The sequence below is a fragment of the Candidatus Kaistella beijingensis genome, assembly GCF_020084865.1.
Taxonomy (GTDB): Bacteria; Bacteroidota; Bacteroidia; order Flavobacteriales; family Weeksellaceae; genus Kaistella; species Kaistella beijingensis.
Genome location: NZ_CP071953.1, coordinates 2079491 through 2100424, shown reverse-complemented (window position 1 = coordinate 2100424; position 20934 = coordinate 2079491). Strand labels below are relative to the sequence as shown.

The 20934-nt window shown below is 37.0% G+C and carries 23 protein-coding genes; 15 read left to right on the top strand and 8 right to left on the bottom strand.

Features of this window, described 5'->3' with window-relative positions:
• Positions 1-65 precede the first annotated feature (65 nt).
• From J4771_RS09825 to J4771_RS09810, 4 genes are all read left to right on the top strand, one after another.
• Positions 66-782, top strand: a complete 717-nt coding sequence (locus tag J4771_RS09825) for a polyprenol monophosphomannose synthase (protein WP_224134842.1) — start codon at positions 66-68, stop codon at positions 780-782.
• Positions 783-817: 35 nt separating this feature from the next.
• Positions 818-1147 carry a DUF4296 domain-containing protein gene (locus J4771_RS09820; protein WP_224134841.1) on the top strand — a complete coding sequence of 110 codons (330 nt, stop codon included), beginning with the start codon at positions 818-820 and terminating at the stop codon, positions 1145-1147.
• A 4-nt stretch (positions 1148-1151) separates the two neighbouring features.
• Positions 1152-2285, top strand: a complete 1134-nt coding sequence (gene tgt / locus J4771_RS09815; RefSeq protein ID WP_224134840.1) for a tRNA guanosine(34) transglycosylase Tgt — start codon at positions 1152-1154, stop codon at positions 2283-2285.
• Positions 2286-2394: 109 nt separating this feature from the next.
• A complete protein-coding gene (locus J4771_RS09810) occupies positions 2395-3489 on the top strand; it encodes an LptF/LptG family permease (protein ID WP_224134839.1) in 1095 nt (364 codons plus the stop codon).
• Here the strand turns inward: J4771_RS09810 and J4771_RS09805 are convergent.
• Positions 3483-4199, bottom strand: a complete 717-nt coding sequence (locus J4771_RS09805; protein WP_224134838.1) for a biotin--[acetyl-CoA-carboxylase] ligase — start codon at positions 4197-4199, stop codon at positions 3483-3485. The two genes, J4771_RS09810 and J4771_RS09805, sit on opposite strands and share 7 nt — an antisense overlap.
• Before the next feature lie 88 nt (positions 4200-4287).
• Here J4771_RS09805 and rsfS point away from each other — a divergent pair, with 88 nt between their 5' ends.
• The 7 genes from rsfS (at position 4288) to J4771_RS09770 (ending at position 11835) form a co-directional block, all read left to right on the top strand.
• On the top strand, positions 4288-4650 hold the full coding sequence (gene rsfS, locus J4771_RS09800) for a ribosome silencing factor (protein WP_224134837.1): 363 nt from the start codon (positions 4288-4290) through the stop codon (positions 4648-4650).
• Between the two features lie 52 nt (positions 4651-4702).
• Positions 4703-6718, top strand: a complete 2016-nt coding sequence (gene ftsH / locus J4771_RS09795) for an ATP-dependent zinc metalloprotease FtsH (RefSeq protein ID WP_224134836.1) — start codon at positions 4703-4705, stop codon at positions 6716-6718.
• 117 nt (positions 6719-6835) lie between these two features.
• On the top strand, positions 6836-7417 hold the full coding sequence (locus J4771_RS09790) for an LUD domain-containing protein (protein WP_224134835.1): 582 nt from the start codon (positions 6836-6838) through the stop codon (positions 7415-7417).
• Positions 7418-7481: 64 nt separating this feature from the next.
• Entirely contained in the window at positions 7482-8357 is an 876-nt protein-coding gene (locus J4771_RS09785) for a phosphatidate cytidylyltransferase (RefSeq protein WP_224134834.1), read from the top strand.
• Between the two features lie 7 nt (positions 8358-8364).
• Positions 8365-9018 carry a phosphatidylserine decarboxylase family protein gene (locus J4771_RS09780; protein WP_224134833.1) on the top strand — a complete coding sequence of 218 codons (654 nt, stop codon included), beginning with the start codon at positions 8365-8367 and terminating at the stop codon, positions 9016-9018.
• 117 nt (positions 9019-9135) lie between these two features.
• The gene (locus tag J4771_RS09775; protein ID WP_224134832.1) at positions 9136-9702 is read left to right on the top strand and encodes a hypothetical protein; all 567 of its coding nucleotides are present in this window, start codon (positions 9136-9138) and stop codon (positions 9700-9702) included.
• Positions 9703-9705: 3 nt separating this feature from the next.
• Complete coding sequence (locus J4771_RS09770) at positions 9706-11835, top strand: cation:proton antiporter (protein WP_224134831.1); 2130 nt, start codon at positions 9706-9708, stop codon at positions 11833-11835.
• 58 nt (positions 11836-11893) lie between these two features.
• Here J4771_RS09770 and J4771_RS09765 read toward each other — a convergent pair whose 3' ends face one another.
• Positions 11894-12217, bottom strand: coding sequence for a bacteriophage spanin2 family protein (locus J4771_RS09765; protein ID WP_224134830.1), 324 nt, complete (start codon positions 12215-12217; stop codon positions 11894-11896).
• A gap of 59 nt (positions 12218-12276) precedes the next feature.
• Positions 12277-13488: a BaiN/RdsA family NAD(P)/FAD-dependent oxidoreductase gene (locus tag J4771_RS09760; protein WP_224134829.1), complete on the bottom strand. Its 1212-nt coding sequence runs from the start codon at positions 13486-13488 to the stop codon at positions 12277-12279.
• A gap of 136 nt (positions 13489-13624) precedes the next feature.
• Between J4771_RS09760 and J4771_RS09755 the strand changes: the two genes are divergently transcribed.
• Complete coding sequence (locus J4771_RS09755; protein ID WP_224134828.1) at positions 13625-14164, top strand: acyl-CoA thioesterase; 540 nt, start codon at positions 13625-13627, stop codon at positions 14162-14164.
• Between the two features lie 55 nt (positions 14165-14219).
• Positions 14220-15272: a thiamine-phosphate kinase gene (gene thiL / locus J4771_RS09750; RefSeq protein ID WP_224137812.1), complete on the top strand. Its 1053-nt coding sequence runs from the start codon at positions 14220-14222 to the stop codon at positions 15270-15272.
• Positions 15273-15308: 36 nt separating this feature from the next.
• Here the strand turns inward: thiL and J4771_RS09745 are convergent, their stop codons facing one another.
• The 4 genes from J4771_RS09745 to rplU all read right to left on the bottom strand — a co-directional run bounded on the left by J4771_RS09745 (position 15309) and on the right by rplU (position 18223).
• The gene (locus tag J4771_RS09745; protein WP_224134827.1) at positions 15309-16166 is read right to left on the bottom strand and encodes a UDP-2,3-diacylglucosamine diphosphatase; all 858 of its coding nucleotides are present in this window, start codon (positions 16164-16166) and stop codon (positions 15309-15311) included.
• Positions 16167-16282: 116 nt separating this feature from the next.
• Complete coding sequence (locus tag J4771_RS09740; RefSeq protein WP_224134826.1) at positions 16283-17215, bottom strand: hypothetical protein; 933 nt, start codon at positions 17213-17215, stop codon at positions 16283-16285.
• Between the two features lie 81 nt (positions 17216-17296).
• Positions 17297-17554 carry a 50S ribosomal protein L27 gene (gene rpmA / locus J4771_RS09735; protein ID WP_055042030.1) on the bottom strand — a complete coding sequence of 86 codons (258 nt, stop codon included), beginning with the start codon at positions 17552-17554 and terminating at the stop codon, positions 17297-17299.
• 9 nt (positions 17555-17563) lie between these two features.
• Positions 17564-18223 (bottom strand): 50S ribosomal protein L21, encoded by a 660-nt coding sequence (gene rplU, locus J4771_RS09730; protein WP_224134825.1) that lies wholly within the window; start codon positions 18221-18223, stop codon positions 17564-17566.
• A 384-nt stretch (positions 18224-18607) separates the two neighbouring features.
• Here rplU and J4771_RS09725 point away from each other — a divergent pair, with 384 nt between their 5' ends.
• The gene (locus tag J4771_RS09725; protein WP_224134824.1) at positions 18608-19702 is read left to right on the top strand and encodes an acyltransferase family protein; all 1095 of its coding nucleotides are present in this window, start codon (positions 18608-18610) and stop codon (positions 19700-19702) included.
• Between the two features lie 37 nt (positions 19703-19739).
• Here the strand turns inward: J4771_RS09725 and J4771_RS09720 are convergent, their stop codons facing one another.
• Positions 19740-19982: a hypothetical protein gene (locus tag J4771_RS09720; protein WP_224134823.1), complete on the bottom strand. Its 243-nt coding sequence runs from the start codon at positions 19980-19982 to the stop codon at positions 19740-19742.
• A gap of 373 nt (positions 19983-20355) precedes the next feature.
• Here J4771_RS09720 and miaE point away from each other — a divergent pair, with 373 nt between their 5' ends.
• The gene (gene miaE / locus J4771_RS09715; RefSeq protein ID WP_224134822.1) at positions 20356-20934 is read left to right on the top strand and encodes a tRNA-(ms[2]io[6]A)-hydroxylase; all 579 of its coding nucleotides are present in this window, start codon (positions 20356-20358) and stop codon (positions 20932-20934) included.

Below are 20934 nucleotides of genomic sequence, written 5' to 3'. Positions count from 1 at the left end.
TTTGCACCCAACTTCCCGCATTCAACATCCCGCATATTTATTTATCTTTGCAAATTAAATTTCAAGTGAAAAAACTCGTCATCATCCCAACTTACAACGAAAAGGAAAATATTGAAAATATTATTTCCGCAGTAGTGGCGTTGAACGAGGATTTTCATATCCTGATTGTGGACGATTCTTCTCCCGACGGAACTGCAGAAATCGTAAAAAGATTACAAAACCTTTATCCAACCCAACTTTTTTTGACCGAAAGAAAAATTAAAGATGGTTTAGGAAAAGCCTACATCCACGGTTTCAAATGGGCGCTTGAAAGAGATTACGACTACATTTTTGAGATGGATGCCGATTTTTCGCACAATCCGAAAGATTTGATTCGCCTTTATGAAGCCTGTAAAAATGCGGATATGACCATCGGTTCAAGATATTCCAAAGGGGTAAATGTGGTGAATTGGCCAATGGGCAGAGTTTTGCTTTCTTATGGCGCGTCGATTTATACGCGAACCATTTTGGGATTTCCCATTCATGATACAACGGCGGGATTTGTCTGTTTTTCAAGAAAAGTTTTGGAGGAAATCGGTTTGGATAAAATTGAATTAAAAGGGTACGGCTTTCAAATTGAAATGAAATTCAGAGCTTTTGCGAAAGGTTTTAAAATCGTTGAAGTTCCCATCATCTTCACCAACAGAGAATTGGGCGAAAGTAAGATGAACGGGGGAATCATTCACGAAGCCGTTTTCGGAGTATTAAATTTAAAATGGAAATCGCTGATCGGAAAATTATGAGAAATTGGATGTTGATGATTTTTTCGTTTTTAATAATGAGTTGTTCTCAATTGATTGATGAACCAAAAAATTTGATTCCGAAAGATAAAATGTCGGAAATTATCGCAGAATTCGCGATGAATGAACAGATGGGAAACATCAATCCGCAAACCGACATGGAAAACGCGACCCGATTTACTTTAAAAAAATATAAAATTAAAGGGATCGATTTCAGCGAGAGTTATAAATATTACACCGCGACAGGAGATTTAGAAAAAATCCTGAACAATGCACAGGAAATTATTTTAGAAAAAGACCCCGCCGCAAAAATGTACATCGAGAAAAAATTAAAAGAAACCAAAAACGTACCTGCATTTGCAAGATAAATATATGTCCAAATTTTTCGAAATCAATAAAACTACCACAGGAAAAGCGAGAGCAGGAACCATTTCTACCAACCACGGTGAAATTCAAACGCCTATTTTTATGCCTGTAGGAACGGTGGCTTCCGTGAAAACGGTTCATCAAAGAGAACTGAAAGAAGACATCAAAGCGCAAATTATTTTAGGAAACACCTATCATCTTTATCTCCGTCCAAAAATGGAGGTGATGCAAGAAGCGGGCGGACTTCACAAATTCATGAATTGGGATTTGCCGATTCTTACGGATTCGGGTGGTTATCAGGTTTTTTCGCTTTCTGCAAGTAGAAAAATGAGCGAGGAAGGTGTGAAATTCAAATCGCATATCGATGGTAGTTTCCACTTTATCTCACCCGAAAAATCAATGGAAATCCAAAGGCAAATCGGTGCAGATATTTTCATGGCTTTTGACGAATGTACTCCTTATCCTTGCGAATACAATTTAGCAAAAACCTCCATGGAAATGACGCACCGATGGTTGAAAAGATGCATCGATTGGACCAATGAAAACCCTGAAATTTATCGGCACAAACAAAGACTTTTTCCTATTGTTCAAGGTTCCACTTATTCGGATTTAAGAAAAATTTCGGCGGAATTTATTTCCGAACAAAACGCAGAAGGAAATGCAATTGGCGGACTTTCTGTTGGTGAACCCGAAGAAGAAATGTACCGAATCACCGATGAAGTCACCGATATTTTACCTAAAGAAAAACCACGATATTTAATGGGAGTTGGAACGCCGTGGAATATTTTGGAATCCATTGGTTTAGGAATCGACATGATGGATTGCGTGATGCCCACAAGAAACGCGAGAAACGCAATGCTTTTTACCTGGAAAGGCGTGATGAACATGAAAAACGAAAAATGGAAAAATGATTTTTCACCTTTGGACGAGTTCGGAACGAGTTATGTAGATTCGGAATATTCCAAAGCGTATGTTCGTCATTTGTTTGTAGCCAAGGAATATTTGGCAAAACAGATTGCTTCGGTTCACAACCTTGCATTTTATTTGGATTTGGTAAAAGTAGCGAGAGAACATATTTTGCAGGGAGATTTTTATGAGTGGAAAGACTCGGTTGTTCCTGTTTTAAAACAAAGGCTTTAAATCAATTGAGAATTAAGAAGGGATAATTAATAATTCCATTGAATAATCAAACTTTAAAATCACCGAAAACCCGACCAATTATCATTTATCAATCATCATTTATAGTATTGTGAAAATCATCGACTTATATATCATCAAAAAATACCTCGGAACTTTCGGGTTCATGTTGGGTTTGTTGACGATTATTGTTTTGGTGATTGATGTTCAGGCAAAAGCTCCAAGAATTGAGTCCAACGGATTTACGGTAAATGAATTCCTCATCAATTTTTATCCGTATTGGATTATCAATCTGATCATTACGTTCATGTCGATTCTAGTTTTTATTTCGGTGATTTTCTTCACTTCGAGGATTGCCAATAATACAGAGATTGTCGCGATTATCAGTTCGGGCGCAAGTTTCCACCGATTTGCGAGACCTTATTTAATTACGTCGGGATTTATTGCGATAGTTGCGTTACTACTGAATCATTTTGTTCTTCCTCTGGCAAACATCAAGAAAAATGAACTTGAACCCTACACTTATAGCGCTCTAAACAGGGATGAATTTACGGGAAGTTCAGAAGTTTCCACACAACTTTCAAAAACCGAATATATTTTTCTGAAGAGTTATAACAAAAAAGAAAAACGCGGTTCAGGATTTATCTATCAGAAATTCGACAAAAACCGAAGATTAATTTACCAACTCAACGCCAACGATTTTTATTGGGAAAACAAAAAAAATCATTTTGTTCTGAACAATTACCTCGAAAAAACCATCAACAAAGACGATACAGAAAAACTCGGAAACGGAAATACCATGAACAAAGGTTTCGGGCATCCTCCTGAAGAACTTTTTCCCGATGTTTTATTAGGTCAGAACAAAACCACCCCCGAACTTATCAGATTTATCGACCGTGAAAAAGAAAAGGGTAACGCAAATTTGAACAATTATTTGAATGAGCTTTATCAAAGGACTTCAATGCCTGTTTCGGTAATCATTCTCACGTTTTTGGGACTGTCTTTATCGTCACAAAAAAAACGTGGCGGACTTGGTCTGAATCTCGCAATCGGAATTGCGTTGGCATTTGTTTTTGTGTTTTCTTTTGAGGTTTTAAAAGTAGTTTCAGCGAACAAAACTTTAACTCCTCTTTTTGCGATGTGGCTTCCCAATTTGGTTTTCGGGCCTGTTGCGCTGTATCTTTATTTTAAGAGAGCGAATCAGTAAAGAAGTTCAATTTCCTTGTGAAAAAATCTCTTTAATCCTTCATTCTCCAAATCCACCCACAAAAATCCGTTTTCGTCTACATTTTGGATGATGCCATTTTGTCTTAATCCCTTAATTTCAAAAACGGAAACCAAATCTTTTCTGAATAAATTTTCATTGAGTTTTGCTAAAAGATTTTCATCAGTAATTCCTTCTGAAATATGATTTAAAATAAACTCATGAAGTTGATTCGTTAAATCTTCAAGATTAAACTGAATTCCCGTCTGCGTCAGTAGAGAACCCGCTTTTGGAAGATTTTCAAAGTTTTCCTGCAGAACATTCAATCCAATTCCGATAATGAAATAAGATTTTTCGTTCATCGTTTTCTTTTCAATTAAAATCCCCGAAACCTTTTTATTTTTAATAATCAAATCATTGGGCCATTTAATTGCAGCCTCCGTTTTTGTCAGATTGGCAAGAAAATCTCTCAGAATTATCGCGGTATGAAAATTGAGTAAATTTCCGCGTACTTTAATTTTTTCCGAAGGAATGGCTAAAGAATACGCAACGTTCAAATTTTCGGGCGATTCCCAAGAATTTCCGTACTGTCCTTTTCCTTGGGTTTGATTAAAAGTACAAATTGCCTGAATTTCTGACTGCCCGTAAAGTAAAAACGATTCTATTTCGTCATTCGTAGAAGCGCATTCTTTAAGGTATAAAACCGAAGCCATTTTAGGAAAACTTTAAGAGTTAGAAACGGTAAATTTGGGATAAATTAAATAAAAAAACAATAAATTTGCAGATTATACAAAATTTTTAATGAGTAAAACTATAGAAAAGCAACTGCTTATCGATAAAATCGTAGACGCAATACAGGATACAAAAGGGGAAGACATTATGGTTTTCGACCTCTCTAAAATAGAAAATTCCGTGGCGGAAACCTTCATTATCTGCAGCGGTAACTCCAATACACAAGTTTCTGCAATCGCAGGAAACATCGAAAAAAAGGTAAGAAACGATTTACAAGACCGTCCATGGCACGTAGAAGGAACAGAAAACGCAATGTGGGTTCTTCTTGATTACGTTTCCGTTGTGGTACACGTTTTCCAACGTTCAATCCGTGAATATTACGAGATTGAGGAACTTTGGGGCGATGCGCAAATCACCAAAATAGAAAATTAACAATTTGATATTTGACGGAAGTTTTTTTCGTCAAAAATTTTATAAAAAAGATATGAACAACAATAAAGGATTTAATTGGTTTTTCCCGATAGCGATTGGCGCGATTCTGCTCTTTTTCTTCTCGAACATGAATAGCGAAACCGCGCTGAACACTATTGATGAGGAAGGATTCTATAAACTGATGAGCGAAGGAAAAGTTCAGGATGTTTTAATTTATAAGGACACCGAAAAAGCAGACGTTTTCCTGACCAAACAGGCAAAAGCTGCAGAAGCAGTACAAACGACTAAAAAAGATAACAGTCCGATGTCGGCTTTCGACTTCAATTTAGGCCCAAAACCTGATTATACTTTCAGCTATGGCGACATCAAATTATTCCTGGAAAAATTTGATAAAATTAAAGCGGAGAACCCACAAATCACCACGACCAAAGATTATGGAATGGGTAAAAATCCAATGACGGAATTGCTTTTCACCGCTTTGTTTTGGATTGCAATTATGGCATTATTCTACTTCGTTATTTTCCGAAGAATGATGGGCGGAAGCGGCGGTCCCGGTGGACAAATTTTCTCCATCGGAAAATCACGTGCAAAACTTTTTGACGAGAAAGATAAAGTACAGGTTACTTTCAAAGATGTCGCAGGTTTAGAAGGGGCAAAAGAAGAAGTTCAGGAAGTGGTGGATTTCCTTAAAAATTCTGAAAAATACACGAAACTCGGCGGTAAAATTCCGAAAGGTGTCTTGTTAGTCGGTCCTCCCGGAACAGGAAAAACATTGTTGGCAAAAGCGGTTGCAGGTGAAGCGAAAGTTCCGTTCTTCTCACTTTCTGGTTCCGATTTCGTTGAAATGTTTGTGGGAGTTGGAGCATCGAGAGTTCGTGATTTATTTGCACAGGCGAAAGCAAAATCCCCCGCAATCATCTTTATTGACGAGATTGACGCGATTGGTAGAGCAAGAGGAAAAGGTAATTTCACGGGCGGAAACGATGAAAGAGAAAACACTTTAAATCAGTTGCTTACCGAAATGGACGGTTTCGGAACCGACACCAACGTTATCGTAATGGCAGCAACAAACCGTGCCGATATTTTGGATAAGGCATTAATGAGAGCAGGAAGATTTGACCGTTCAATTTATGTGGATTTACCGGAACTTCACGAAAGAAAACAAATTTTTGACGTTCATTTAGCGAAAATAAAATTAAGTCCCGATATCGACCGAGAATTTTTGGCAAAACAAACTCCTGGATTTTCGGGTGCAGACATTGCGAATGTTTGTAACGAAGCTGCATTAATCGCTGCAAGAAACGGCCACGAATCCGTAGACAAGCAAGATTTCCTTGATGCAGTTGACAGAATTATCGGCGGACTTGAGAAGAAAAATAAAGCCATAAAACCTTCCGAAAAAAGAAGAGTTGCTTATCACGAAGCAGGTCACGCAACCATTTCTTGGTTGGTGGAACATGCCGCTCCACTTTTGAAAGTGACGATTGTTCCAAGAGGACGTTCACTTGGTGCAGCATGGTATCTTCCTGAAGAAAGACAGTTGACGACGACGGAACAAATGAATGATGAACTTTGTGCAACTTTGGGAGGAAGAGCCGCAGAACAAACGATTTTTGGTAATATTTCTACAGGTGCGCTTTCTGATTTGGAAAGAGTGACGAAGCAAGCTCAAGCAATGGTAACGATTTATGGATTGAACGATAAGCTCGGAAACATCTCTTATTACGACAGTTCGGGACAATCGGAGTACAGTTTCGGGAAACCATATTCTGACCAAACCGCGAAAATGATTGATGAAGAAATTTCAAAAATCATTGAAACCCAATACCAAAGAGCATTACAAATTCTTGCTGAAAACAAAGATAAATTGGATGCTTTAGCAGGTAAACTTTTAGAGAAAGAAGTAATTTTCCGTGAAGATTTGGAGGAAGTTTTCGGACAAAGAGCATGGGATCCTGAATTGACGGAACATCCTGTTTCTGCAACGCAAGACGAAGAACTTTCTGTTCCTGATGAAAGTCCTGCTCCGGAAACGGTTCAGGCTCCAGAATCGAATACACAACTTTAACTAAAATATATTCCTGACTGTTTTCGTTTTACACAAACAGTCAGGATTTTTTTATTAAATTTAATCTATAAGCAAATATTTTCTATTTTTGTATAACTTTCGCATAAAAAGCAGAAATTGAGTCTATTTAAGAAAATTGTCGGTAAAATTTTAAATCAGCCTGAAGAAGAAGAAAATCAGGACCTGATAAAATTGGGGGATCAGTTGAAAAATGCCGATCTTGACTATAAGTTTGCGCAACTTTTTACGCATTCCGGCGGTTTCTTTAATTATTGTGCGGATGAAGCTGAAGCGCTTCAAACACTTAATCATATTCTGAAAATTGAGGACATCAAGTCGGTTTTCTGTTGGGATCACGATTTAAAAAATTTCCTCGATGTGGTGAAAGTTCCTTACACCAAAGAGCTCGAGCTTTTCAACGATTGCGCTTTCATCACTTGCGAATATCTGATTGCTTATGACGGCAGAATTATGCTTTCACACAACAATATTCTTCATTATCATTCCTCGAGATTACCTGAAAAAATTATCATCATGGCGAATGTTTCACAGATTGTGACGAATCTGAACGATGCGATGGGAAAAATCAAACGAAACGGTAACATCAGAAATCTCACGTCAATCAGCGGAAGCAATTCAAAACTCGACACGCCGAATAAAGACAATACCAAACTTTTCTTACTTTTGCTCGAAGACTAATCGCTTTGGGCTTTTTATTATCACCTAAAGCAATGATATTTCTTAACTTTTAATCATTAAAATTTTGGACAAAAATTTAATTCAACGAACTTTTGGTGGACTTCTTTATGCGTTCGTCGTTATATTTTGCACCACTCCACTTGGTTCGGAAATGTTGGGGAAAATTTCACCAAACCTTGTTCAGCAGCAAAATCTTTATTACGGATTGATTACTCTTTTTCTTTTTGTAGGAGCGTGGGAATGCGTGAAGATGATGAAGTTCGATCCAAAAAGTTGGGAAAAATGGCTGGTTTTTCCGGTGATTGTTTTGGTTTTTTACCGGTTTTCAAAAAGATATTTTCAGCATGGATTTTATTTTGATTTTAACTTATCCGAGATACTTGCACTTTCTTTAATCCTCATCGCAGTTATTACGCTTTTCAGATTTCCAAAGGAATTATACTATGATAACGGAAAATTGATTTTTACAGTTATATACACAGCGCTTCCTTTTGGTTTTGCTTTGGGATTACCAAAATTTTATAGTGTTGAAAATACTTTCACCTTAGAAGTTTTCTTTTTATTCATATTGATTTGGAGTAGCGATACATTTGCTTATTTAACCGGAAGATTTTTGGGGAAACATAAAATGGCACCAAAAATTTCACCTAAAAAAACTTGGGAAGGTTTTGCAGGCGGCGTGATTTTAACTTTAATCCTTTCTTTTTTCGTTGAAAAATTTCATCCCGATTTGCGTGGAAATTGGATGGTTGTAGGATTTTTAGTTTCCGTGTTCGCTCCGCTTGGTGATTTGGTGGAAAGTCAGCTGAAGAGAACTTTCGGTGTAAAAGATTCAGGAAACATTATTCCCGGTCACGGTGGAATTCTCGATCGTTTAGACAGTTTTATTATCGTAGCTCCTGTTGTATATTTGTACTTTATTTTAGAAAAATTTATTTAAAAATTTCATGAAACTACATAAAGAATCCAAAGGAACCATCATCGTTGCAAGTATTATTTTTGCTGTTGTAGCTTTCCTTTCCGTTCATTTTCTTCAAAATTGGTCGCTTTTAATCATCATTCCGTTGCTTATTATTTACGGCTTGGTTTTTTGGTTTTTCCGAGTTCCAAACCGTGATATTCAGGACCACCGTGAAAATGTGATCGCACCTGTTGACGGAAAAGTGGTGATGATTAAAGAAGTAGATGAAGACGAATTTCTAAAAGAGAAAGCGATTCAGGTTTCTATCTTTATGTCACCTTTAAATGTTCATATTTGTCGCTTCCCTGTTTCCGGAAAAGTGATTTACAAGAAATATCATCCGGGGAAATATTTGGTTGCATGGCACGAAAAATCCTCTACCGAAAACGAAAGGACAACGGTTGCTGTGGAAAGTTTGACCAACCATAAAGTTGTGTTCCGTCAAATTGCGGGTTATGTGGCGCGAAGAATTGTTTTCTATTGCAAAGAAGGCGATCAAGCTAAAGCAGGACACGAATTTGGTTTCATCAAATTCGGTTCGAGGATGGATGTTTTTCTTCCTTTAGACACGGAAATAATCTGCAAAATTGGTGACAAAACAAAAGGCGGAATTGATGTGATTGCGAAGATGAAGGAATAATTCTCAAGAAAAAATGGCCGCAAAAACTTATCAAAATAATAAAGTCAAGATTTTTCAGTCTTGACTTTTTTTATTATTTTTAAAAAATTCCAAATTCAATCAGAAAATTCCAACATTATGAAATATCCGTTTCTTATATTTTTTGCATTAAGTTTATTCGTTTTTTATTCCTGCGACTTTAATAAAAAAAATGCAGAACTTACCGAACGGGAACAAAAACTTTCACAAAAAGAAAAGAAATTCGCCTTGAAAGAAAATGAATATCAGAATCTTATCAAAATGCGCGACAGTCTGTATTCTAAAAAAGATTCGGTTGAATATGTAATTCTTCCACCAAATATTTTAGGAAAATGGAACGGAAAAATCATCTGCACAGAATCCAACTGTCCTGAAAATAAGATTGGTGACATTAGAAACGATACTTGGGAATTCTCTGAAAACGGTTCTGTAGTTTCCGCAAAAGTGACCAATAAAGCAGGAAACATCAGAATTTACAACGGAATTTACAACGGTTCTGAAATGCGCCTTACATTTAAAAGCGATTCCGCCGCAGCTAAAAAAACTGAAATCAATATTGTTTTGAACGACATTCAAGACACAAAAATAAAAGGAACCCGCGAATTAATTGGTGACAACAACTGTGTTTCAAGTTTTTCTGTTGATTTAGACAAATCTAAAAACTAATTTATGCTGACCATTCTAAGTCTTGCAAATCTCTCATTACCGCTCGAAGACCCCGTTTTGAAGTTTCTTGTGGTATTGATTATCATCCTTTTTGCCCCGATTTTACTCAATAAAATCAAGGTTCCGCATCTTTTGGGATTGATTATTGCAGGTGCGATTATTGGTCCGAACGGATTTAATATTTTGGCGAGAGACAGCAGTATCGTGGTTACGGGAACGACGGGTTTGCTATACATTATGTTTTTGGCAGGTTTGGAAATCGACCTCGCAGAATTCAAGAAAAACAAGTGGAAAAGCATCGGTTTCGGATTTTACACGTTTGCAATTCCCTTTGTGATGGGCGTGATGACCTCACATTTCTTGTTCGATTTTCCTTGGTTGACTTCCATTGTTTTTGCGAGTATTTTTTCCTCACATACATTAATTTCCTATCCAATTGTGAGCAAATTGGGAATTTCGAAATCGCTTCCTGTAAACATTACCGTTGGTGGAACGATGATTACGGATATTCTTGCGTTATTGGTTTTGGCGATTTGCGTTGGGGTAACTCAAGGTGAGGTTAATGCAGCATTTTGGACAAAAATTTCCGTTTCGATGGTGATTTTTTCCATCATTGTTTTGTTTGGATTTCCGATTTTGGGAAGGTGGTTTTTCAAAAAAGTGAGCGATAATATTTCGCAATATATTTTTGTTTTGGTGATGATTTATTTGGCGGCACTTCTCGCAGAAATTGCAGGAGTAGAAGCAATTATCGGAGCTTTCTTTGCAGGACTTGCTTTGAACAGATTGATTCCCCACACTTCCGCTTTGATGAATCGGGTTGAGTTTGTAGGAAACGCGATTTTCATCCCTTTCTTCTTAATCAGTGTAGGAATGATTATCGATTTTAAAGTTTTCTTTAAAGACATTAAAACCATTGAAATCGCAGTATTAATGACGGTTATCGCCGTTTTTGCAAAATATCTTGCGGCGGTTGCAACACAGAAAACGTTCCGTTTGACAAAAGAGCAAGGCGGCGTTATTTTCGGTTTGAGTGCAGCGCATGCTGCAGCAACTTTGGCAATCGTGATGGTGGGATACAATATTATTATTGGTGAAACAGATTCCGGAGAACCAATCCGTTTGTTGGATGAAAGTGTTTTGAACGGAAGTATTTTGCTGATTTTGGTTTCCTGTACTGTTTCCTCTTTTGTCACCCAAAAGAATGCTAAAAAATTGGTCAAAGCAGAAAACGAAAACACCATTACCGAAACAAATCCCGATGACGAAAACATCTTACTCGCTGTAAATCATTTGAATACAGTTGACCCGATGACGAATCTTGCATTACTTTTAAAATCAAAAAGCAATAAAGAAAATCTCTACGTTTTAAATATCATCAATGAGGAAAAAAATGAATCCTCGAAGAAAAACGCAGAAAAATTGTTACACTCCTCGCAAAGTATTGGTGCAGCTGCAGATGTCAAAATTACGCCTTTGACGCGTTACGATGCAGATGTAATCAACGGTGTGAACAATGAAATTAAAGAATATGCCATCACCGATTTGATGATTGGTGTGGATTCTGAAAAGGGATTTTCGCCGAGTTTTGTATATAATCTGTATAGCGGTTATTTGAGCAATCCTTCTGCGAATGTCTTGGTTTATCATTCTGCTCAACCTGTTTCTACGATTCAAAAATATGTCGTGGTTTTTCCGCACGATGCACATTTGGAGGCAGGATTTTTCCATTCTTTGCTAAAAGTTTGGAATATTGCACGAAATTCGGGTTCAAAAGTAGAGTTTTACGGAACTGAAGATACTATTAAAGTTATTGAAAACATCAGGAAGAAAGTCAATATTGATGCAACCGTAATCATTTTCAACGATTGGTCGGAAATGAAAAAGATTTTCGATAAAATGAAAGAAAACGATGCATTCATTTTATTTATGGCAACACGAGAAATGACCTCCTATCTTCCTGAAATGCAGCGTGTTCCTGATTATCTGAATGAAAATTTCAAAAACAGAAATTACTTGCTCATTTTCCCAAATCGTGTAGAAGAAGGCGACTACAGAAAACACACAAGAGACATCGGAAATGCCGCAGATTTCGTAGAAATTGGAAATATTGTGGGGCGGATTTTTAAATAATCCAAAAAAAAGAATCACTTGAAATGGTGATTCTTTTTATATCTGTTTTTTTTGAAGACTAAATCGGCACGAAAATTACCGCAGCAATCGCAGCAACACCAATTGCAATCGTTGAAAGCAAGTCTAATTTTTTCACTTCGCGGATGTCGCTTTTGTTGATGACCACTTCTTCGCCGTTTTTCGTTTTGCCGTAGATTTTTTCGTCGTCCTGTTTCAGCACCTCCATTTTCACTTCTTTGGCGTCATTGGTTTGAATCGTGTATTTTTGATACAGCTCGATTGAATTTTTCTGCAAGGGTTTCACTTGGCTTACTACACGAACCTGACAAGAAGTTGCGGTGAGAACCAAAAGCATAATGAATATGGAAAAGAATTTTTTCATTTCAAAAAGATAATTTGTCAAATTTAATAAAATAATGTTTACGCACTGAATTTATACCACTAAATTTCTTTCAAGTTCAAATCCTGCGCAATTAGCCACGCTTCACTCCAACATGCCTGAAAATTAAAACCGCCTGTAACTGCGTCGATATTTAGAACTTCACCTGCAACATAAAAATTTTCCAAAATTTTGGAAGACATATTTTTAAAGTTAATCTCCTTTAAATCAACTCCGCCCGCTGTTACAAATTCGTCTTTGTAAGTGGATTTTCCTGAAACTTTCATTACGTTTTGACATAAGTTTTCAAGTATTTTGTGCAGTTCTTTTGCTGAAATATTGGAGATATTTTTCTCTAAGTCCACTTTTGAAAGCCAAAGAATTCGGTGCCAAAATCGTGAAGTAATAGCGAAAATTTTTGAACTTCCGATGCTTTTTTTTGGATTTCCTTGCCTAAATTTTTTGAAGATTTCTTCAGCCGATTCTACGTTGATCCCTAAAAAATTAACAAGGACTTCAAACTGATATTTCAACTCAGCCAATTCTACCGCTTTCCAAGCCGAGATCTTCAAAATTGCAGGTCCGGAAAGTCCCCAATGTGTAATCAGCATCGGTCCCGATTCATCCGTTTTCAATTTCGGTATGGAAATTTCGGCATTGTTAAAACTTGTTCCAGGCAAATCTTTCAGCGTTTCATTTTTAATATTAAAAGTGAAAAGTGATGAAACAGGATCGATAATTTTATGTCCTAGATTTTGGATAAGTTTTAAAGATTTCGGCGAACTTCCTGTGGTGTAGATGATGTAATCAGCAAGAAACTCTTCGGAATTGGTTTTCACCAAATATTGATTTTCAATCTTTCCAATTTCTAAAACGACCGATTTAGTTTTAACCTCAAAGTTTTTATTAGAAACCTCTTCAACTAAAGTATTGATAATGGTTTGCGAAGAATTACTTTCAGGAAAAATTCGGTTGTCGTTTTCAATCTTTAGCGGTACATTTCTCTGTTCAAACCAATCCATCGTGTCTCCCGGCTGAAATTTGTGGAAAACACTCAACAATTCCTTATTTCCGCGCGGATAAAAATTTACCAATTCTCGAGGGTCGAAACAAGCGTGAGTAACATTGCATCTTCCACCGCCGGAAATTTTCACCTTTTGTAAAACATCAGAATTTTGTTCGAGGATGGTCACCTCAAATTTTGATTCGTCAAGATTTGCAGCACAGAAAAAACCTGCCGCTCCACCGCCGATGATAATGATTTTCTCTTTCATATTGATCAGCGTTTTTAGCGCTTAAAGCGCTAACAAAGCTTTTTGCAAAAATACGATTTTTCTACCCCATTAATTATAGTTAATTTTGCGCATCCCAATTATTAATTTTTCATTTTTACTTATTCATTAAAATAATATGTCAGATTATCACTATAAATTCGATGTTCGTTGGAGCGACATCGATGCCAACAAACATCTTGCAAATTCAGCGTATGTGGAATATTGTGCACAAACGAGAATGGCTTTTATGAACACCCATAAAATGGGACTTAAAGAACTTTCTAGATGGGGAATTGGTCCGGTTATTTTGCATGAGAGGTATTCTTTTTTCAAGGAAATTTATGCAGACCAGACGGTTTTTGTTTCATTAGAAATTGCGGGAATGTCAGAAGATGCGAGTATTTATCAGTTCATCCACAAATTTTATCTTCCTGATGGAACGCACATGGCAACTGCGGAAGCAACCGGAGTTTGGATTGATATGATGCTTAGAAAAACGACTACTCCACCCGATGACATTTTGGAAGTAATGCAGGAATTCAGCTCGGAAAGTATAAAAATTTTGACTAAAGAGGATTTGCGAAAGCTGCCTTTCAAACCTGAAAACGTAGAGCCTTTTCACAAAAGAAATACCTTCACCTGGCGAAAAAATAAGGAAGAAAATTCTGAAGAATAAATTTGGTTTGTAGCATCATTCATCCATTATCAACCATCATTCATAACTTATGAGCATCCTCGAAGATAAAAACCCACAACTTACCCCAATTTCTGCTTATGGCGAATTTGGACTGATTAAACACCTCACCGGAAACTTTAGTTTTAGTAATGAATCTACGGAAGTTTCCATTGGTGATGATGCTGCAATTATCAATCCCGAAAATAAAAAAGTAGTTGTTACCACCGATGTTTTGGCAGAAGGAGTTCACTTTAATCTGGGATATGTTCCGCTAAAACATTTGGGTTATAAAGCGGTTGTGGTGAATGTAAGTGATATTGCCGCAATGAATGCAACGCCGACACAGATTTTGGTTTCACTGGCGATTTCTAACAGATTTCCTGTGGAAGCTTTGGAGGAAATTTATGAGGGAATTGCTTTGGCGTGCAAACATTACAAAGTTGATTTGGTTGGCGGTGACACAACGAGTTCTACTTCAGGTTTGGTGATGAATATTACTGCAATTGGACTTGAAAACTGTGAAAATTTAGTAAAAAGGAGCGGCGCAAAACCAAACGATTTACTAGTGGTGACGGGAGATTTAGGCGGTGCTTATCTTGGTTTGCAAATTTTGGAACGGGAACATTCCGTATTTCTTGCCAATCCAAATATGCAGCCCGAAATGGAAGGTTACGACTATATTTTGGAAAGACAATTAAAACCCGAAGCAAGAACCGACATCAAAAAAACTTTAGCGGAACTCAACATTCAACCAACTTCGATGATTGATGTTTCCGATGGTTTGTCATCTGAAATTTTGCATTTATCCGACCAAAGCAAAGTGGGTTTCAGAATTTACGAAGATAAAATCCCAATGGATTCTTTGACAATTTCCACCGCGGAAGAGCTGAATTTAAATCCAGTGATGTGCGCTTTAAACGGTGGTGAGGATTATGAATTACTGTTCACGATTTCTCACAAAGATTTTGATAAAATTAAAAATCATCCCGATTTCACGATTATTGGTCACGCTGTAGATTTGGAGCAAGGAAATTTTTTGGTTGCAAGGGGAAGCAATGAATTGGTAGCGCTGAATGCTCAAGGTTGGGATGCTTTTTTGAACAAATAGCCAAGAAACGAGCAAAAAGAACCAAGTAAAAAAGACCTAAATGCTTTCTGTCATTTTGTTGCCAACGAAAGCGGCAAAAACGTGAGGATGAATTAATTCTTCCACATTTACTGAAACATCGTTGGTTTCGATAATAGGTTTTTCAAATTTGGATTCATCGAAGAAAAGGAGTTGCCATGTTCCTTTATCGTATTCTAAATAAGAAAGATTTTCAATCCAATCTCCCGAATTAAGGTAATGTACGGAACCTTTTTCCTTGGTCACGATTCTATCTGCAGGTTGATGGATATGGCCGCAAACGACGTAATCATAATGATTTTCAATGGCGAGTTCAATGGCTTTTTCTTCAAAATCGGCTATAAATTTTACTGCATTTTTCACCGAATTTTTAATTTTTTTCGAAAGTGAAAGTTTTCTCTCTCCAAAACTTTCCAGAACAAAATTGATCGCACGATTCACTAAAATCAGCCAATCATAACCGATTCCGCCAATTTTTGCGATAATTTTTGCTCCGCCTTTCGTGGTATTGTCGAAAATATCTCCGTGGAAAAACCAGGTTTTCTTTCCGTCGATTTCTACCAAATATTTATCGGTGAGAAAAAGATTTCCCATGGTTAAATCTGAATATTTTCTCAAAAATTCATCGTGATTTCCTGTGATATAGATGATTTCGGTGCCGTTCTTCATCATCTTAAAAAACTCGCTCAAAACCGCCATGTGAGAATTGGGAAAATACGTTTTGGAAAAAGCCCAACCATCGATAATGTCGCCATTAAGAATCAATATTTTTGGATTGATGCTTTTCAGGTAAGCCACCAATTCTGTTGCATGACAACCGTAAGTTCCAAGATGAATGTCTGAAAGAACTACAATCGGGATTTTTCGTTTTTCCATTTTAGTTTTTTCAAAGTTAGGATTTCAATATGAAATAAAGGTGTATGGAATATTAATTTTTAGGAGTACAAAAAAATCCCAACCGAAAGATTGGGAAAATTATTAAATGTAGTTGCTTAGAATATAAAAGGACCGGCCCAATCTCCACTGTTTCCGTTCGCGCAATTTGCTTTCACATAAAATCCTTTCCAATTACAATACATGTTTGAAATGGCGATGGAAGTATTTGAAGTAGTAAAAATCTGCGAACTTGGCGGATCGGTGACATTTTGAATAAGAGAAATCGTATAGCTTTGCGGCGAACCGTACGAACTCCACGAAAATCCTCTCGTAGCACCCATTCCAACATTACATGCGCCGGAAATGATATAGCTGTTTAAATTAAAAGGCTTCGGACAAATTACCGCTGCAGTATAGGTGAATTTTTTGTATGGATTTGCATCACCTTCACTACAATATGTTCTCACATAAAAATCATAGGATTGGCCGAGCTGCAAATTGTTGAAATACAGAATACTTTCTCCGTTTCCTCCTTTCAACCTTGTTCCGGATCCAAATACAAACCCAGTTGGCCCAAATTCCACTTCATGATAAGAGAAAGTCCCGCCGCTGTAACCAAGCTGCATAATCATTTGAGTCGGTTCATACTGAAAAAATTGTGCGCTGGTTGTACCTTTGCAGTTGCTTGGTTGTGTGGTAACACTTGATAATTTATAGGGTGCGCTAGTTTGTGAGCTGCTGCAAATTCCGGTGATGTAGAAATCATAAGTTGTTCCGGGATTTAAATCCTGAATAACCAAATAGGTTTTTGAAGTAGTGACCGATTTTCCTGTTCCCGCCAAAAAGCCAGATAACCCATATTCAATCCTAAATGAATTGGCATTGGTTCCGGCCCCAAAATTTAAAGATACATTTGTCGCAAACGATTGGAAACTAACATTGTTCACGATTCCGCAATTGTTTGCGGGAGTTTCATTTTGATCTCTGGAACAACCAAGCAGCACTACTAATGAAAGAATGATAGGTAAAAGTGTAGATTTTAGATTCATATTTTTTTTTTCGGAAAGTAAAATAAATGAAAAATCCTGACTGGAAATGCAATCAGGATTAATTTTATGAAACGCAATCAATTATGCGTTTGGTTCGATAGATACAAAAGATCTGTTATTTGCTTTCTTTCTGAAAACTACTTTACCGTCAACAAGCGCGTGCAAAGTGTGGTCTTTACCCATTCCCACGTTTTCACCTGGGTGGTGTTGAGTTCCTCTTTGTCTCACGATGATGTTTCCCGCGATTGCTTCCTGTCCACCGAAAATCTTAACACCTAATCTTTTAGAGTGCGATTCTCTACCGTTTTTGGAGCTACCAACTCCCTTTTTGTGTGCCATTTCTTGGAATTATTTTTTTGGAGTTAATTTTTCAATATTTTCCTTGATGTAAGCATCGAAATCTTCCGTTGCCAAAACTCTCTTTTCAGTTTTTTCTTTCAACTCTTTACCAAGTTCTACAAGAACTTTTCTGTTGTCTGCAGATTCGGACATACCGTGTTTTTGAAGAAGATAGTTCAATTCGTGTTCTTCGCTGAAGTTTACCGTTGCAGCATCACCTTTTGAAGAAGCTTTTTTCTCCTCTGTCTTTTCAGCTTTTGGAGCAGCCGCTTTTTCAGCTTTAGGTTCTGCTTTTACCGTTTTTGCTTCAGTAGATTCAGCTTTAGCGGTTTCTTTTTTCGCCGTTTTTTTAGCTCCGTCAAATCCGGTGATTCCGGTGATTTGAATTTGAGTTAAAGATTGACGGTGACCGTTTTTCTTTTCGTAACCTTTTCTTCTTTTCTTTTTGAAGACGATTACTTTATCCGCTTTCACGTGGTCAAGGATTTCAGCATCTACAGTGATACCGTTTACAGCCGGGGCGCCGATTGATGTAGTACCGTTCACAGTAAGAAGAACTTTGTCGAAAGAAACTTTCGCTCCTTTGTCTCCTTTCAAACGGTTTACAAACAACTTTTGGTCTTGCTCAACTTTGTATTGAAGCCCTGCTATTTCTACAATTGCAAACATTGTCTATAAATTTTGTTAGTTAATTCGAGGTGCAAAAGTAAGAAATTTTTCTGAAATACAAATAGTTATCCACAAATTTTTGTTGGAAAATGATGTTGGATGCTGGAAGTTTTACAAAATTACTCCCAATTCCTCCCAAACGCTCTCAGTATCAAACCCTCAAACTAAAAATTAGGAGCCGGGAACCTGCTTTCACTACTCGCTTTTTTTCGGCGGCGGCTTCGCCGCCGCCGAAAAAAGAGCTCAAACACGCCGTTCAATCAGGCCTAAAAGTTTTCGCTCCTTTTGAAACCTCAAACAAAAAACAGAAGCCTGATAAAAAACTTCCGTCTTCCATCTTCCATCTTCCATCTTTTTCCTACTTTTGATTTTCAAATAAACTGTATGAAAAGAGACCTCTACATCGATTTTGCAAAGGGTTTTGCCACACTTGCCATTATTTTTATCCATACCGTTTTTTGGTCGGGACAGTTTTACGTTCCAACAGAATGGCGCGTTGCTTCACTTTTGATTGACGTTCCTTTATTTTACGCATTAAGTGGTTTAACTTCGGGCGGAAATGTGGAAAAAACGCTTTATCGACTACTGAAGTTGCAAATTACCTTCATGATTTTCGTGACCTTTCTTTTCTTCCTCGATTATTTTTTCAAGGTTTTCGGATTAAACATTTTCGGGCTCGATTGGATGAAAAGTTTCTACTCCACTTTCGGGGCGAAATATATTCCGCAAAATATTTCGGATGTCCCACAATGGCAAAATCTAGGGAATTGGTATCTTCATCAATACACCAATGCAGATACTTTTCCTGTGGTGATGGGAAGTTTTTGGTATTTAAAAGTATATTTCATCCTTACCGTTTTCGGCGTATTAATTTTACGATTTTTTCCGAACCACCTCAAGTGGTTTATCGCCCTTTGTTTTGGATTGACTTTGATATTCAATTTATTGCCACAATTTTATCCAACCGGACAAGTTGGTTACGTCGCTTTTTACCTCGGATTATTTTTAGTAGCACATCAACTGAAAGGAAAAAAAATTCCGACGAACGCAATTCCGATTCTTTATGGAATCCTCTTCATTATTTTAATATTCCTGTTTTGGAATTTCGGGAAAGAACTCTTCATGAAAATGAACAAGGCCAAGTTCCCACCAAAATTATTATACATCTTTTGGTCGTCTTTCTCTCTTCTAACTTTGTTTGTTCTTTACAACCGATTGAAAATCACTAAAAACAACTTCATCACTTATATCGGAAAAAATGCAATCTTTTATTATTTTGCGCAGGGAATGAGTTCATCACTCGTCTATTTCCTTGTGGTACCTTTAAAAGACAAAATGGAATGGTGGATTTTGATGGTTTTAATTTTCGTTATCAACATCTCGCTTGCCGTAATTATTGCGGAGGGATTGAAAAAATTAGACGCTTTCAGTTGGAGAATTTTAGAATTTTTACGAAAAAAAACCGCTTCAGCTCGATAACTGAACACGGTTTTTAAATTTTTTGGCAGTGGAAAAATTAGTCTCTTTTTCCGTTTCCTCTTGCAACTACAGCAATCAAGATGATTAACAAAAGCGCTCCGATTACCCAATAAACAGGGTTTGTAAACCACTCTTCAGTTGTAGTAGTGGTTTTTGTGGAAGTTGTAGTAACATCAACTTTTGGCGTTGCTTCCTGTGCGAATGCTACGATGCTGAAGAAGAAAGTTAAAAGGAAGATTCCTAATTGTTCCGCTTTTTTTGAAAATAGTGCAGTGTTCATAATTTTATTTTTTTAAATGTTATGTAAGTTAGCTTTCAAGTTTTATGCCATGAAATTCATTTATCTTAAAAAAATCACAACAAATAGAAACCTTAACACCATTATTTATAGTTCACCTATTAAATTTTTGCGTTAAGAAAAATTGAAATTTCTTTCAGCGAGATTTGTCTTAATTATAAATGGATAAAAATTTCCATTGTTTGAGTGGCGGCAATACATTTTCTTAAATAGTAACTTGACTTTCCGCCCGAGTTTTGGAAATTTTCTTGAAAGAAATTTCGATTTTTTAGCAAAAATATCCAGTCTTGATTTTTTGGTTACTTTTGTATCAAAGTAACTACGATAACAATACTTCTTTTTTCAAAAATACAACATGTTCAAACTGAAATTACTTACCGATCCAAGATGGGCCAATATCGCCGAAGGAAATTTAGAGGAAATCCTCACCGACCATGCGTGGTGCGAACAAAAAGCAACAACCAACGCCATCACTTTAATCACGATGCTTCCCGAATATCCTGAAATCGTAACCGAACTTTTGGAAATCGCGCAAGAGGAACTCGACCATTTTCAGCAAGTTCATGAAATCATCAAAAAGCGCGGCTACGAATTCGGAAGAGAAAGAAAAGACGATTATGTGAATCAACTTTTCAAATTCATTGTTCAGGGAAGTCGCGAAGATTATATTATCGACCGAATGCTTTTCGCGGCGATGATTGAAGCGAGAAGTTGCGAACGTTTCAAAGTGTTGACGGAAAACATTAAAGACGAAGAACTGAAAACTTTTTACAAAGAACTGATGATTTCCGAGGCGAATCATTACACGACCTTCATTGGTTTTGCCAGAAAATTGGGCAATCCCGAAAAAGTGAACCAGCGTTGGGAAGAATGGTTGGAATATGAAGCAGAGATCATTAAATCGTACGGTACGAAGGAGACCATTCACGGGTGA